The 15,214-nt window shown below is 43.6% G+C and carries 16 protein-coding genes; 3 read left to right on the top strand and 13 right to left on the bottom strand.

From position 1 onward, the window contains the following. The 6 genes from EMP01_RS00295 to kbl all read right to left on the bottom strand — a co-directional run bounded on the left by EMP01_RS00295 (nucleotide 1) and on the right by kbl (nucleotide 6,533). The gene (locus tag EMP01_RS00295) at nucleotides 1-2,160 is read right to left on the bottom strand and encodes a TonB-dependent siderophore receptor (RefSeq protein WP_202615964.1); all 2,160 of its coding nucleotides are present in this window, start codon (nucleotides 2,158-2,160) and stop codon (nucleotides 1-3) included. 333 nt (nucleotides 2,161-2,493) lie between these two features. Continuing rightward, entirely contained in the window at nucleotides 2,494-3,696 is a 1,203-nt protein-coding gene (locus EMP01_RS00300; RefSeq protein WP_129019500.1) for a thiolase family protein, read from the bottom strand. A 33-nt stretch (nucleotides 3,697-3,729) separates the two neighbouring features. Beyond that, nucleotides 3,730-4,278, bottom strand: a complete 549-nt coding sequence (locus EMP01_RS00305) for a DUF4468 domain-containing protein (RefSeq protein WP_129019501.1) — start codon at nucleotides 4,276-4,278, stop codon at nucleotides 3,730-3,732. Between the two features lie 28 nt (nucleotides 4,279-4,306). After that, complete coding sequence (locus EMP01_RS00310; protein ID WP_129019502.1) at nucleotides 4,307-4,858, bottom strand: DUF4468 domain-containing protein; 552 nt, start codon at nucleotides 4,856-4,858, stop codon at nucleotides 4,307-4,309. Continuing rightward, nucleotides 4,859-5,338: a hypothetical protein gene (locus EMP01_RS00315; RefSeq protein WP_129019503.1), complete on the bottom strand. Its 480-nt coding sequence runs from the start codon at nucleotides 5,336-5,338 to the stop codon at nucleotides 4,859-4,861. It abuts the gene before it with no gap. A gap of 4 nt (nucleotides 5,339-5,342) precedes the next feature. Next, nucleotides 5,343-6,533 (bottom strand): glycine C-acetyltransferase, encoded by a 1,191-nt coding sequence (kbl, locus tag EMP01_RS00320; RefSeq protein ID WP_129019504.1) that lies wholly within the window; start codon nucleotides 6,531-6,533, stop codon nucleotides 5,343-5,345. A gap of 229 nt (nucleotides 6,534-6,762) precedes the next feature. Here kbl and EMP01_RS00325 point away from each other — a divergent pair, with 229 nt between their 5' ends. Beyond that, nucleotides 6,763-8,040, top strand: coding sequence for a DUF937 domain-containing protein (locus tag EMP01_RS00325; protein WP_161971177.1), 1,278 nt, complete (start codon nucleotides 6,763-6,765; stop codon nucleotides 8,038-8,040). Nucleotides 8,041-8,111: 71 nt separating this feature from the next. Here the strand turns inward: EMP01_RS00325 and EMP01_RS00330 are convergent, their stop codons facing one another. Further along, the gene (locus EMP01_RS00330; RefSeq protein ID WP_129019506.1) at nucleotides 8,112-8,585 is read right to left on the bottom strand and encodes an LIC11966 family surface protein; all 474 of its coding nucleotides are present in this window, start codon (nucleotides 8,583-8,585) and stop codon (nucleotides 8,112-8,114) included. 216 nt (nucleotides 8,586-8,801) lie between these two features. Beyond that, a complete protein-coding gene (locus tag EMP01_RS00335) occupies nucleotides 8,802-9,338 on the bottom strand; it encodes an LIC11966 family surface protein (RefSeq protein ID WP_129019507.1) in 537 nt (178 codons plus the stop codon). A gap of 117 nt (nucleotides 9,339-9,455) precedes the next feature. Between EMP01_RS00335 and EMP01_RS00340 the strand changes: the two genes are divergently transcribed. Beyond that, nucleotides 9,456-11,150, top strand: a complete 1,695-nt coding sequence (locus tag EMP01_RS00340) for a M23 family metallopeptidase (protein WP_129019508.1) — start codon at nucleotides 9,456-9,458, stop codon at nucleotides 11,148-11,150. Nucleotides 11,151-11,158: 8 nt separating this feature from the next. On the opposite strand, the gene EMP01_RS00345 is transcribed toward EMP01_RS00340, so the two are convergent. From EMP01_RS00345 to EMP01_RS00365, 5 genes are all read right to left on the bottom strand, one after another. Beyond that, nucleotides 11,159-11,704: a hypothetical protein gene (locus EMP01_RS00345; RefSeq protein WP_129019509.1), complete on the bottom strand. Its 546-nt coding sequence runs from the start codon at nucleotides 11,702-11,704 to the stop codon at nucleotides 11,159-11,161. 100 nt (nucleotides 11,705-11,804) lie between these two features. Then, on the bottom strand, nucleotides 11,805-12,398 hold the full coding sequence (locus EMP01_RS00350) for a hypothetical protein (protein WP_129019510.1): 594 nt from the start codon (nucleotides 12,396-12,398) through the stop codon (nucleotides 11,805-11,807). 50 nt (nucleotides 12,399-12,448) lie between these two features. Beyond that, nucleotides 12,449-13,057, bottom strand: coding sequence for a DUF4159 domain-containing protein (locus EMP01_RS00355; protein ID WP_202615965.1), 609 nt, complete (start codon nucleotides 13,055-13,057; stop codon nucleotides 12,449-12,451). 34 nt (nucleotides 13,058-13,091) lie between these two features. Continuing rightward, nucleotides 13,092-13,808: an RsmE family RNA methyltransferase gene (locus EMP01_RS00360; protein ID WP_129019512.1), complete on the bottom strand. Its 717-nt coding sequence runs from the start codon at nucleotides 13,806-13,808 to the stop codon at nucleotides 13,092-13,094. Nucleotides 13,809-13,829: 21 nt separating this feature from the next. After that, nucleotides 13,830-14,396 (bottom strand): hypothetical protein, encoded by a 567-nt coding sequence (locus EMP01_RS00365; RefSeq protein ID WP_129019513.1) that lies wholly within the window; start codon nucleotides 14,394-14,396, stop codon nucleotides 13,830-13,832. Nucleotides 14,397-14,494: 98 nt separating this feature from the next. Between EMP01_RS00365 and EMP01_RS00370 the strand changes: the two genes are divergently transcribed. Next, nucleotides 14,495-15,214 carry a DUF4476 domain-containing protein gene (locus tag EMP01_RS00370; protein WP_129019514.1) on the top strand — a complete coding sequence of 240 codons (720 nt, stop codon included), beginning with the start codon at nucleotides 14,495-14,497 and terminating at the stop codon, nucleotides 15,212-15,214.

Genomic DNA, 15,214 nt, shown 5'->3' on the forward strand with positions numbered 1-15,214 from the left:
TTAGAATTTAAAGCTTACGCCCAGAGATAATGATCTGAGTTTTTGTGGTGTAACGGTAGACCAGCCTGCAAAGTAATGCTCGTTGGTCAGGTTATCCATTTTCAGATTCAGGGTATATCTTGGTGCATTATAAGCTATGGAAGCATTCATCACCACATAGCTTGGTAAGGTAAAGCTTCCTGTTGTAAATCTGTTCAGGGTATTGTACTCGCTTGCATAGTTAAGACCAAAACCTACAGAGAAGTGTTTCAGTTTACCTTCAGGCACTACATAGTTAGCCCAGAAGTTCAGCAGGTTCTGCGGGCCCGCATCTTCAGGACGTAAGCCCAGATAGCCGGCACCTTCTGTTTCTCTGGTTACTTTACTGTCATTGTAACTGTACCCGGCAATGATGTTCATGCCAGCGATCGGGTGCGCCAGTAAGCTGAATTCTACACCTTTACTGTATACCTCACCACCCTGGATGGAGTTATTTACATTATTAGGATCAGACATTACTTTGTTGCTTACACGGATATCGTAATAGCTCGCTGTCAGGGATACTTTCTGATCGAACAGGTTGGTTTTTACACCAAACTCCATCTGGTTAGCCTGCTCCGGGCTGAAGATCTTCATGTGTTTATTAGTACCATCCAGGTTGGCTACCTCAACTGGGTCGACATTTACGAAACCATTCATATAGTTACCAAAGATCGATACTTTGTCCAGTACCGGCTGGTACACTAAACCAAATTTAGGAGACAGTGTGGTCTGGTTTTTAATTTCTTCTGCGCTATAAGCTGTAGGCATACCGTTGAAATTATCTACACGCAGGCTCAGCATGGCCGCTAACTTCGGAGTGAAGTTAATGACATCGGAGAAGTAAGCACTCAGGATGCGGGTATTCACACTGGATACGGCTTCAGCAGATGACAGTAATGCGTTGTCTACTGCTGGTGCAGTCAGGATAGCGCTGTCGATCTGGTTTTTCAGCGATACAGTACCATAGCCTACCCAGCCGGTACTGCTGTTGCGGATCTGCTTCTGCATATAATCCACACCTACTACTAAACGATTGCGTACGCTACCGATCTTGAAATCGCCCATAAAGTTCTGCTGAATGCCGGTAGCATTGGTAGAGCCGTTACGACGGGAAATGTATCGGGTAAACTCATTTCCGTTTGCGGCATCCCACAGGTATTGGTAGTAACCATTGCTCTGGGTATTGCTGCGGGAAACAACGGTCTGCGATTTCCATTGTTTGGAGAATTCATACAACATCTGAGATTGCATACCGAAGGTCGGGTTTTTGATCGTCAGGTCGTTGCTGGTATATGATTTCTTATAGTTCGCTTCGAATATATCCATGCTATTGAAGGACAGCTGGCTGTAGCGGCTCAGGAATACCATTGGTGCATTGGCACTGGCACCGTTTTTAAATTCTGTATTTACCAGGAAGGTCAGTTTATCGCTGGCAACGATCTTAACCGAAGGTGCGATAAAAAATGACTGACTAAAGCCTGCATCCTGGAAAGTATTTTCGTACTGATAAGCGGTGTTCAGACGTACAAATACGTTTTTGCCCACCGGAGCATTTACATCTGCTGTAAAGCGGCTCAGGCCATAACTACCAGTAATATAGGATAATTCTCCCCCCAGTCTTTCGTATGGCTTTTTAGTATTTACATTGATCAGACCACCGTAGGAGATAAGGTTACCGCCGTATAATGTACCTGAAGGTCCTTTTACAACTTCGATATTCTCAACATTGGCAGGATCCAGGCCACCATTGGTAATGCTGGGCATACCATTAACCAGCGAAGGTTGCACGGCAAAGCCTCTCAAACTATAAAATTCAGCACCATCACCACCACGACCCGTAGATTCCCATAAACGCATCACCCCGGTTGCATTTTTCAGTGCATCGTTCATATTGGTGACCAGCTGATCTTTCAGCAGGGCCTTCGGAATGGTATTGTACACTTGCGGGTTTTCGATATCTTTCAGGTCCAGCTTACCTACCGTTCTGCTTTCTGTAACGCGGTAGCGATCCTGCGATACTTCTACCTCGTCCAGTACATGTTGTTTTACGGTATCCTGTGTTTCAGGAGCGGCTTGCTGCTGTGCCTGTACAGCGATGGTGGTCATCGCCATACCCAGTGTTAGTGAAGTTACTTTCATTCTTATGTTATATATAGTTGTTATTCGGCGGCGAAATTATTAAGTACCGGAATATGCTATAGTATAAAATCAGGAATGAAAATTATCAATTCGGGAATATCCTATACTTATTTTACATTAAGATGACAACCCGGAAATATTGCCTGTTGTTTCTTATGCAGATTTATATTAAGGATGGTCAAATTTCCTCATCAGGTCCATGATCAATCAGGCTGGTACAAGTGATCTTAACAGAACACTTGCGCCAGTCAGGCCGATCAATCCAAAATAGTAAAGAGCTGCAGGTAAACCTGCAGCTCTTTACTATTTTGGATTATATTATTTTGTAACAGATTAATCTACTAATTCATACACAATCGCAGAACCCTGTCCTACTCCGATACACATGGTAGCCAGGCCGTATTTTACTTTTCTGCGTTTCATTTCGTGTAATAAAGTAGCTGTAATACGGGCACCACTACAACCTAAAGGATGACCCAGTGCAATAGCACCGCCATTTACATTCACAATCTCAGGATTGATCTTCAGGTCACGAACTACTGCCAGAGACTGTGACGCGAATGCTTCATTCAGCTCAGCCAGGCCAATGTCTTCGATCTTAAGACCCGCGCGTTGCAATGCTTTTTCTGTAGCCGGTACAGGGCCTATACCCATTACTGCCGGATCTACACCTGCTATAGCGCGACCGATGATTTTTGCCAATGGCTTCAAACCATATTTTTTCACTGCGTCTTCAGAAGCCAGCAATAAAGCTGCTGCTCCGTCATTGATCCCGCTGCTGTTACCTGCAGTAACAGAACCGTCTTTAATGAAGGCTGGTTTTAATTCTGCCAGTTTTTCTTTCGGAGACAAGCGTGGATGCTCATCTTTATCGAATACCGCAGTCTTACCCTTTCCTAAATCTATAGTAACCGGAACCAACTCATCGGCAAATTTACCGGCCTCGTGTGCTTTCTGATATTTCTCCTGGCTTTCAAAGGCAAACTGATCCTGCTCTTCACGGCTGATGTTCCATTGTTTGGCAACATTCTCTGCTGTTTCGCCCATAGTATAAGGGTGATACAGTGCAGATAATTTCTTATTGCTAAAACGCCAGCCCATAGTCGTATCAAACATCTGCTGGTTGCGGCCGAATGCACCATCCGCTTTACCGATTACATAAGGAGCACGGCTCATGCTCTCTACCCCACCGGCAATGTATAACTCACCATCACCACACTGAATGGCACGGCTGGCATCCATAATGGATTGCAGGCCAGAAGCACACAGACGGTTTACGGTATTGCCCCCAACGGTAATCGGTAAGCCGGCCAGTAAGGCAGACATACGCGCTACGTTACGATTGTCCTCACCGGATTGGTTAGCCGCTCCGGCAATCACATCTTCAATCGCATTTACATCGATAGAAGGGTTACGGGCAATCAGTGCTTTAATCACATCAGCCAGCAGATCATCGGGGCGAACAGCCGCCAGTGTACCACCATATTTACCAATCGGGGTACGTACTGCATCTACTATATATACGTTCTGAGACATTTCTTTTTATTTTGAATTTATTATTTTTAAAAATTACCAGTTATCGTTGGTTGTCTGCTTGACACCTTTAATATTATTTTCCAAATCGGAAGCCATCTCGGCAAAGATAGAATTGATCTTATCTTTATAATATTGCTTTCCGGTACATAAACAAGGATCACCATATACAATCGGCACCCTGCTGATATTATTAATCGCCCATACAACATTATCAAAATGGAATTTATACTTCCCATCTTTAAACTGGATTACCAATTTAAAACTGATCAGACCACCGTAATAGTCCAGAATTCCTTTTTTTCCGTTTTGAAAAATTACAGTGGGGCTATTAATAATGCTATACTCTTTATCGTCAAACCGGATATTATTATCTCCTGTTTTAAACGTCTCTTGTACCCAGTTTTTTGCTCTTTTAAACATTTCATCTTTAGAAATATTTTCTACATTTACGACTCCTTCGTATACGTATTTACCGGTAACATCTTTTACTAATACTTCTGATACTTCTGATTTGTCCTTTTCTTTTGCATTAGTCATCGGAGCAACCAGAACCAAAGACAATGCGAGTAATATTTTCTTCATTTTAGTTAAATAACTTTACAAATATATTTTACCAGTTATCGCTGGTTTTGCTACTTCCATTTTTAATAGCCGCCTCTAACTGCTGGGCAATGGCAAGTAAATTGGTATTAACTTCTTGTCTTACATACTGAACAGGCTTTCTGTTTGTTTTTAAGTCGCCATAGGCAGCAGTAGCAACAATTCCCATATAAGCAGTCTGTACTACTATGTTATCAAAAACAAACTTATAGCGACCATCTTTAAACTGGACATTCAATTTAAAATTAATAAACCCACTGGTGATCGCCCAGTTAAAACCTCCGGCAGGCTTCAACACCAAAGTGGCTGAATTATTGATAGTTAAAGAATTAGCATCAAAAGCTATGTTATTGTCATTTGTCTTCAGATTCGCAATAATCCATTGCTTTGCGCGGTTAAACATTTCTTCCTTGGTCACTCCTTCAATGTTCACCACACTCTCATAAGTAAATGCTCCACTTTCATTCTTAACGACAACCACTTTGTAGTCTGGTTCTGTTTCCTTTGCCTGTACAGCAGGCGCTGCTGTCAATAAGGCTATCGCCAGTAATATCTTCTTCATTTAGTTATTTAAGTATTGTTTAAAGTGCTGCTGTAGTATCTGATCCAGTTCCTGCATGCGCTGGGTGCCGATCAGCAGTTTTTGTCCGTTTTTTAACTCCAGTTGCAACCCCTGATTACCTTTTACATTATAAGCCTTACCATACTTACTGCCCATGCCTTTTATGCCCCAACCACCGTACTCACTTATCGGACTATACTGACGCACGTAGGCTTTGTCAATATCTGCCCATAAAAATGTTTTGGGTTTAAGCAGCAATGGAAAATAGTATACTGTAATCACTTCATCAGTGATTACAGTACGCATAGACACCAGTAAGAACAGGCTGAAAATAGCGATCGACAGCAACAGCGGCCACCAATCATACCATACCTGTGCTTCTTTTGAAAGTGTAACCACTTCCAGAACCAGTACAGGTACAATTCCGGCATAAAGCCACCATTGTGTAAAGCGCTGCTTTTCGTCAAATAGCGGATTCATAATCTTATTTAATTACACCCAGTTCTCTGCCCACTTTAGTGAAGGCAGCGATGGCTGTATCCAGGTGGTGGCGATCATGCGCAGCCGAAATCTGTACACGGATGCGGGCCAGCCCTTTTGGTACCACCGGGAAGAAGAAGCCGATTACATAAATGCCTTCTTCCAGCAGTTTGGCTGCAAATTGTTGTGCCAGTACGGCATCATATAACATAATCGGAGCAATAGGGTGCGTGCCCGGTTTGATGTCGAAACCGGCAGCAGTCATTTGCTCACGGAAATACATTGTATTACTTTCCAGCTTATCGCGCAGCTCAGTTGTTTCGCTCAGCATATCCAGCACGGCTATAGATGCACCTACTACTGATGGCGCTACTGTATTGGAGAACAGGTATGGACGACTACGCTGACGCAGCATTTCAATTACTTCTTTTTTACCGGAAGTGAAACCACCGGATGCACCACCCAGCGCTTTACCCAGCGTACCGGTAATAATATCTACACGGCCCATAACACCTTTCAGTTCATGCACCCCACGGCCGGTTTTACCCATAAAGCCTGAAGAGTGACTTTCATCAATCATTACGATTGCATCATATTTATCGGCCAGGTCACAGATCTCATCCAAAGGAGCCAGGGTACCATCCATAGAGAATACGGAGTCCGTAACAATAAAGCGGGTACGGGCATCTTTGTGCGCGATCAGTTGTGCTTCCAGCTCAGCCATATCACAGTTTTTATAGCGGGCTCTTTTAGCTTTACACAGGCGCACACCATCAATGATAGAAGCATGGTTCAACTCATCAGAGATGATCACATCTTCTTCGTTCAGTAAAGGTTCAAACACACCGCCATTGGCATCGAAACAGGCTACATACAAGATCGTGTCCTCAGTACCCAGGAAAGTTGCCAGTTTAGCTTCCAGTTCTTTATGAATATCCTGTGTACCGCAGATAAAGCGTACAGAACTCATACCATAACCACGCTCATCGATGGTTTTCTTTGCCGCTTCTACTACCTTAGGGTCAGACGAAAGTCCTAAATAGTTATTGGCACAAAAGTTCAGCACTTTTTTGCCGTTAACCATGATCTCCGCACCTTGTACGGAATCAATTCTTCTTTCATTTTTAAACAAACCGGAAGTCTGGATATCGGACAATTCGTTTTGTAATCTGGAGTAGAATGCGCTGCTCGCCATAATGTATCTGGTATTTATTTGTTTGATTCGATTTAAAAGGCAAATCTAATAAATATCGTGCAACCGGAAGCATTATATATATGCTTTCGATAAAATGCTGCATGACAACAAATTAAATTTAATTAACATATCATTAATCCCAATCATTAGAACTTTTAGCCAAAAAACAGTTGCTTTGTTATATAACAAAATCTCAACCTTATTTCAAAACACTAAAAACCAAACAGAAATGAACATTTTAGACATCGTAAAAAACTACCTTCCCGGCAATCTGGCCGCACAAATTTCCGGCAGCACCGGAGAAAACGAAGCGGGCATTTCCAATGTGATTAAAGCCGCTATACCGACTTTACTGAGTGGCCTGATCAATAAATCGTCCAGTGATTCCGGCGGTGTGCTGGATATGGTCAAAAGCGCTGCGAACAGTGGTATACTGTCCAACCTTGGTGGCCTTGCCGGCCGTAATGAGATGACAACCGGCGGATTTAATATCTGGTCAGCACTGCGTTCTTTATTCGGCGACAAACTGGATGATATTGTAAGCATGCTTGCAGGATTCGGAGGGGTAAAAACTGCTACAGCTGAACATGCCCTGGGTGCCACTTCTGCTGCTGCATTAGGTGCTGTAGGTAAATATGCGGAAGATAAAAACATGGATGCTGCCGGCCTCTCCTCTTTCCTGGCGAGTCAGAAAGGCATCATCAGTTCATTGATTCCGTCCGGATTTGACTTCAGCAAAATCGGTTCCTGGTTGGGCATCGGCAGTCTGGGCACCGCTGCAGCAGCGGCGGTAAGCGAATTTACAGCCCCTCCTGCAGAACCCATTTCATATGCTGCTGCTACACAAAAGAAAGGCGGCAATAACTGGCTCGTTCCACTGGTGATCCTGGCTGCACTTGGCGGACTGATCTGGTGGATGACCAAAGATGGTTGTAACAAATCAACTACGGTAAGTAATACCAGCATGGATACAACGGTGACTACAGTTGCAGCTGATACCAATGCCGGTGCAACAACAACTGTTTCTGCCAAAGAAAGTGTGGTACTGACCCTGCCAAGCGGTGCCACGATCAATGCTTACAAAGGTGGCATTGAAGATCAGTTGATCCAGTTTATACAATCTGATGAATATAAAAATGCTGCTGATGATGAGGCGCTGAAAAACCGATGGTTCAATTTCGATAACCTGAACTTTGAATTCGGCACCACAAAAATTACAGACAGTTCTAAAGTACAGCTGAATAATATTGTGGCCATCCTGAAAGAATTCAAACAGGCCAATATTAAAATCGGTGCTTACACCGATAAGAAAGGCGATGATGCCGCTAACCTGAAGCTATCACAAGGTCGTGCTGATGCTGTAAAAGCAGCATTGGACAAAGCCGGTGCAAGCAGCCAGCTTAAAGGATCAGAAGGTTACGGTGAGAAATTTGCTGCGGTTCCTGAAACAGAAAGTGATGAGGCCCGTGCTATTGACCGTAAAGTTGCGGTAAGACTGGTTAAATAAGATTGCTAACATACAATGAAAAGGCCCGGGTTTTACCCGGGCCTTTTCATTGTATGTATTATTTGTATTATTTAATTAAGCTCTGCGCCGTTCGCTTTGGCAAAGGCCTCTTGTGCGGATAAAAATTGTGCTTCCAGGGCCTTTATCCTGTTCATAATCTCTTCACGCCTGGCATCTGCAAGCGCTATATCTGCCCCTACAGCTTTTTTACTCATCTTCACTGCAATGATTTCTTCGTAGTCTTTTGCAAAAGCCGTTTTACAATATTGAATCATGTTTTTAAAGTGGGCTTTAAACCCTTTATCAACACCATTGACCTTCAGCTTGTCGACATTTGTCAGACAGACATCTGCATAGGCAACCAGCCCAGCTCTCCTGGCCTGCGCCAGGGCACTGTCATTCTTTGTCTTAGTCATCAGCTTCATTTGATCCATAAATCTTTGTTGCTCTCCTACAATGGCATCATTGTATTCCGCTATACTCATCGATCCGGAACAGGAGGCCAGGGTAATCGCACATAGCACAGGTAGAATAGTTTTTTTCATTTTTTTCGGTTTAATGTAGTGTTTGATTTCCCTGTAAAATTACCTGTTTACATTATGTGTTGCACCTTCCCCGGCTACAATTTTATTAGTTCAGCACAACAAACCCATAGAAAGTCATTTATATATTAAATATTGATTTTTAAACATCAGAAAATGGATATAATTACAAAGGGTCCCGGATATATCCGGGACCCTTTGTAATTATGTGTACCTGTTTTAATGTTCAGATTCGCTATTGATCTTGTTGATCTGTTGCTGCAGTTCATTTTCCTGCACCTTCATATCATGCGCTTTGGCAAAGGCCATTTGTGCATCCTGGAATTCCTTGTCCACGGCACTTTCAGCAGTAGAGATCGCGTCTACTTTTTCCTGTACACGCTGTGCATCTGATGCTTTGGCATTTTTATTAAAAGAAATCGCTATGATCTCTGTATAATCTTCCGACATTGTCTTTTTATAGAATTGCAGCAGTTTCTGATAGCTGGCTTTCAACCCTTTATCATCTCCACTATAAGAAAGTGTATGTGCATTTTTGATTGCAGCATCAACTATAGTAACCAGTTCTGCACGTTTTTGCTGTGCGTGCAGGCTATCTGAAGTCTGCATCACATTCACCAGTTCAAAAACGCTTTTAATGATCTTGCTTTGCTCTTCTACAATTTTATTATTGTAGTCTGTGGCTTTTTTCGAATCCAGGAAAGAGCAGGACGCTACTGAAATCGCAGCGATGCATATAAGTGCAATCTTTTTCATTTTGTTATGTTTTAAAGTATTTAGATATATAATAGGGGTTAAATTTAGTGGATTAGGGAATACTTTGCAAATTAAATTACACTTACATTTGCTTTAACCTAAAAAAAATCCGACATAATGAAAAACACGTGCCTGCTCTTCCTGTTGCTGTGGGGAAATATGAAAACCACTGCCCAGGACGCAGTACCTAAAGACTATTTTGCCAATCCATTAAAGATCCCGATGCAACTAGCCGGCAGCTTTGCCGAATGCCGCCCTAACCATTTTCATACCGGCATTGACCTAAAGACCAACAACCAGGAGAACCTTCCTGTACTCGCTGCAGCAGATGGCTTTATCAGCCGCATTTCCGTATCTCATGCAGGTTATGGTTATTGCCTGTACATGCAACACCCGAATGGCTATACCACTGTATACGGTCATCTGAACAAGTATATGCCGGAGGTAATGGCCTATGTAAAACAGCAGCAGTATAAGCAACAGAAGTGGAATGTAGATCTGCAACTGAACAGCAAACAATTTGTATATAAAAAGGGCGCGCAGATCGCATACAGCGGCAATACCGGTGGTTCAACGGCTCCTCACCTGCATTTCGAAATCAGGAATACCCGGACTGAACTGGTTATGGACCCGCTTTTATTCGGATTGCCCATCAAGGACAATATTGCCCCCAAAGCCGGCACACTGGCTTTTTATGATGCAGATAATTATTATGAGGCCTCTCCCCTTTTAGTATCCCTAAAACCTCCGGTAAAAAAGAAGGGTGCAGCACCCATGAGTGATGTCGTCACGGTTCCTTATGCGCAAACGATGATTGGTATTGATGCCAAAGATTATATCAATGGCAGCAGTAACTGGCTGGGCATATCTTTTATGCAGCTATATTTCGATGAACGACCTGTGGCTACTATACACAATACAGAACTGAACTTCGATCATAACCGCGCAGTGAATGCCTATGCCGATTTCCGAACTTATTCCAACAAAGGGATATGGATGCATGGCTTGTACAAACTGCCCAATAACCCACTCGATGTCTATTCAGGTATGGTCAAGAATGGCTTGCTGGACATTGGTGACGGTAAAGTGCATAACATCAAAATTGTGATGCAGGATGCCTTCGGTAATACGACAACGGTAAACAAACAAATTCAATATAAGACCAAAGCGGGAGTAGTAGCCTGCCGCGGGCGGTTCAATGCCGGACAGCGGCATTACTACAAGCATTACACCGGCAACATGTATTGCAACCTGCCTGCAAAAGTATTTTATGATGATGTCTGTTTCACCGTAAAAGAAGTACTGATGCCCGGCCAGTACTCCAGTCAGTTCGACATACTACGCCAGGCAGTACCCGCACATGATTATTTTGAACTGGGCCTGAAACTAATAAAACCGGTGCCGGCAGCACTCAGAGGCAAACTGATCTTTATGCACAAAATTCCTAAATCGAACCTGCCCGGCAGCAACAGCCAGGAAGCCCAGGCTGCGGAATGGAAAGATGGTTTTGCTATGGCTAAGGTAAGGAGCTTCGGTAGCTACAGCGTAGGCATTGATACCACTGCTCCGAAGATAGTACGGCTGAATGCAACGCAGAAGCAGTCTATACAATTCACCGTAACAGAAGAGAAAACTTCAATAGCCGCTGTGAAGGGCTATATCAATAACCAATGGGTTTGTTTTTCCAGGAAGGGCAATACTTATACGTATATACCGGATGAATACTGCCCTGCCGGAAAAAGTACAATCAGGCTTGTTGCTACAGATGAGAATGGTAATGAGTCGGTGTACTCAAGTACCTTTATGAAATAAAGCAGCTATTACCTTTTGGTACGATGTACTTTAGGTTTCACTTTTGAAGGCGCTTTTACTGGTGTATCCGGGATGGCAATCAATCCTTGTATTACCGGTGGCGGCGCAACGGTATCTTTAACTGGTTTTGGACCGAGTGGTTTAGGACAGACGATCTTGCCCATGACCATAGGCTGCAAAGTATCTGCCTGTGCTGTTTCAGGCTTCTGTGGCACTTGCTTGCCTGTTTTTTGTTGTGCATAACCACAGGAAGCAAATACAAATAACAGGGCTACCGTCGCGGCTATCTTTTTCCAATATGGCAATGCAGAACTTGCAATCACTGGTATTACTTCCAGGTGTGTATCTTCCGGCAATGCCGCCATCTGATCTACACGCAAACGACCACAGGTGCTTTTATTTTGTTGTAAATATTGCAGGATATCTGCTGTTTCCCAATTCGTAAAATCTACAACGGTTTTGCAACATTGTACGCAATGGCGACCGGTGAGATCAGGTGTCATGGCATTCCAGTCTTCATGACAAGGCTCGGCTATCTGCATCTGTGTATTCATAATTCTGTTCTTTAACCATATGATGCTGCCGTTTTATTTATTCCATAAAAGTTGGAAAAAATTATTTCAGCCGAAGAAACAAAATACAAACCAGGCACAGTTATTCCGGAAAAGGACCCATTTTTACGGTATCAGTTGAGGGAGGCGGAGGAGCAACAACTGGTTCCGGGGGATCAGGAATCGAAATTCCTCCCTGTACATAAGATTCATTGGGATAAACAACTTCCGCTGGTTTCGGTGGAGTAACCTGTCTGAGGTGCGATTGTTTGGAAGGCTCATCTGGCACGGCTGGCGGCGGTACCGCCATCAGTTCTCCTACAATAGGCACTACAGCAGTATCTGTCTGTGCTGCTGCAGCATTAACCGGTTCAGTTGTTGGATTGTTGCAAGAGGCGAATGCAAACAGCAGCGCGATTACAGCTGCCATTTTCTTTACGTAAGACAGAGGTGATGCGGAGATCAGGGGAACGAGGTCCAGTCCTGACTGTTGTACCGGGACGATCAACTGCTCTTTTCTCAGGCGACCACAGGCATTGGTATGTTGGCGCAGATACTGAAGAATATCTTCTGCTTCCCAACTCGTAAAATCGATTACTGTTTTACAGCAATGATCGCAATGTCTCCCACGTTCATTGGGGATCATTGCATGCCAGTCTTCATGACAAGGCTCGGCAATATGCAACTGCGTACTCATAGAATATGCTTTATTCTATAGAGCTGCGTTTGACATATTTCCACAAAAAATTATTGGGTAAATACGTACTGGAGTATGTTGGTGCCCATTTGCAGTGCCTGCAAACGTTTCTCCGGGCTATCTTTATGTACTTCGGGATCTTCCCATCCATCTCCCAGATCGCAGTCGTAGGAATAGAAACAGACCAGTCTGCCCTTATAGATCAGGCCATAGCCTTTTGGCTGTTTTCCGTCATGCTCATGTATTTTAGGCAGCCCATTGGGAAACTGAAACTTCTGATGGTAAATAGGATGTGTAAACGGCAGTTCTACAAAACTGAGTTCCGGAAATACTTTCTTCATCTCCGGGCGCACATAGGGGTCCAGCCCATAGTTATCATCTATATGCAGGAAGCCTCCGGACTCCAGGTACAGCCTCAGGTTACGGGCTTCTTCATCTGTAAAAAAGATGCGTCCGTGACCGGTTGTATGCAGCATGGCATAGTTAAATATATCGGAGCTACCCACAGCCACCTGTGCTTCGCGGGTATCCAGTTTGGTGCCAAGGTTCTGGTTACAGAATGCAGTAAGATTTTTAATCGCTGTAGGGTTGGCATACCAGTCTCCCCCGCCCCCGTAAACCAGGAGGCCGATACGCAATTGCTGCGCCAGTGCAGGCATACTGCAACATATTGTGAGGCACAAGGCCAGTATTCTAACCATAGTTTACGGCATTAAATATAGTGCAGGCATATAAGCCGGCGGTTTCTGTTCTGAGCCGGTTTTGCCCCAGGCTTACCGGTTCCAGTCCTGCTTCCAGGCACAGGCTGATCTCTACGGGGGTAAAATCCCCTTCGGGTCCGATCAGCATCAGGGTATCTTTACCCGGTTGCAGGTGGGTAATATAAGACTTGCGCTCTTCGGTATCAATACAGTGGGCAATAAAACGCTGGGCTGTTGTAGTACTTTGCTGCAACAGGGCTTTCAGTTTTATCGAATCATGCAGTTGCGGCAAATAACATTGCTGAGACTGCAGCATGGCCGAAATCAGGATGCCTTGCAGGCGCTCCATCTTCAACTTATCCTTTTCTGTACGATCGGTGATGATGGGGTATATTTGTTCAATACCCATCTCCATCGCTTTCTCCAGCAACCATTCATTGCGGCTGTTGTTTTTGGTAAAGGCAATACCCAATGCAAAGGCTACAGGGCGTGCCGGCAACTGTTCTACTTTAGTACAATGCACCATACAATGCTTACGTTCTGCCGCAGTAATCACGGCTTCAATACGCAGCCCTTTTCCATTGGTCAGTAATAGAGGTGCGCCTTCTTTCATACGCAATACCTGTACACAATGCTTGGAGGTCGCTTCATCCAGCGTATAGACACCTTCCTTTGCAGGCAGATTTTCCTGGTAAAAAAACGGTAACATGAATAGGATTAATTTTCCGGCTTATTGAAACTTATACGTAATCACAACTTCTTTAGGATCGGACAGGAATGACTTTTCTGACTCCTGGATCACGATCTTATCTTTTACATAGTACGACAATTTCTGCTCCTTGGCATGAAAGCGGCCATTGTCGGCTGTTTCAATATAAATCATGCTGATTTTACGGGAAACATTATCATAATTAATGGTAAACTTCTGTACAAAGAGATCTGGCTCTTTGGCCGTATAGGTCAGTACAGATGCTTCAAGGGTATTATCATCGAACTGGTTAAAGTCGTATCGCTCGAAGAATTTATTGTCACTGATATCGGCATCACAGAATATTTTGAAAACCGTACTCCAGTCTACCTTATCATAGCCTACCAGGCTTGAGTCTTTTTTGCCATTCACAATGGTTGTTTTCTCAAACATATACGGCTGACCTTTGTACAGCTCGTACTGATCTGCTACAAACTGCTTTACGGAAAAGTAGGACTTATCCGGATCATAAGGCTCTTCTTCCTTCTTACATGCACTAAACGTAAGGCTGGCAAAGGAGCAGAGCAATAAAAGATATTTGTATGACATGGTGCAAATGTATGAAATACTAAAATGAATCAATATAAAATCGAAAACTGTATGTAACTTTTCATGGTTTTTACAGTCAAACACCAAATTTATTGAAAATGAAAAATATCACAGCACTGTTTTTGCTTCTTTTTCAAAGCCTGTTTGCCTTTGCCCAGAATAACAAAGGCAACAGAAGTACTTTAAATATACATTTGAGCGACGGATCTCCGCTGATCGTTACCATCAATGATCGCAATTTCAAAAAGGTCAATACCCTGATTACGATTGCGGACCTGCCCCGTAAGCGCCACAATATACAGGTGTATAAATTCAGGGCTTATGCAGACGGACAAGGCGGTAAGGCCGAACTGATGTACAGCGGCAATTTCAAAATAGAACCGGGATATACTTATGACTGTATTGTGGATGTAAACACGCGTAAGTTGTATATCAAAAAGATGACACCGGGTATGAATAGTTATGTGCCCCCTCCCCCAGCTCCGGCACCAGATTTTCGTAAAGATGTGCCCCTGGGTGCAAGCGGAGGCAAACAACTTGCTCCTGGCCTGTTCGAACTGAATAAGAAAATGGAAGCGGTAAAAGAGGATACTAAAAAATTACAGCTGGCACAGGATTACATCGGTATGCATATGATCAACACTTCAGACTTACGCCAGATCGTTTCCTGGATTATGTTTGATGACAATAAAATGAAATTGCTGAAAACTGCTTACCCATCTGTACAGGATAAGGAATTATATGCCGGGTTGAAGGATATCTTTACGATGCCGGCAACACAAAAAGAATTTGAGGACTACGTCCGTAGCCTGAAATAA

Source organism: Edaphocola flava, assembly GCF_004118155.1.
GTDB lineage: Bacteria > Bacteroidota > Bacteroidia > Chitinophagales > Chitinophagaceae > Edaphocola > Edaphocola flava.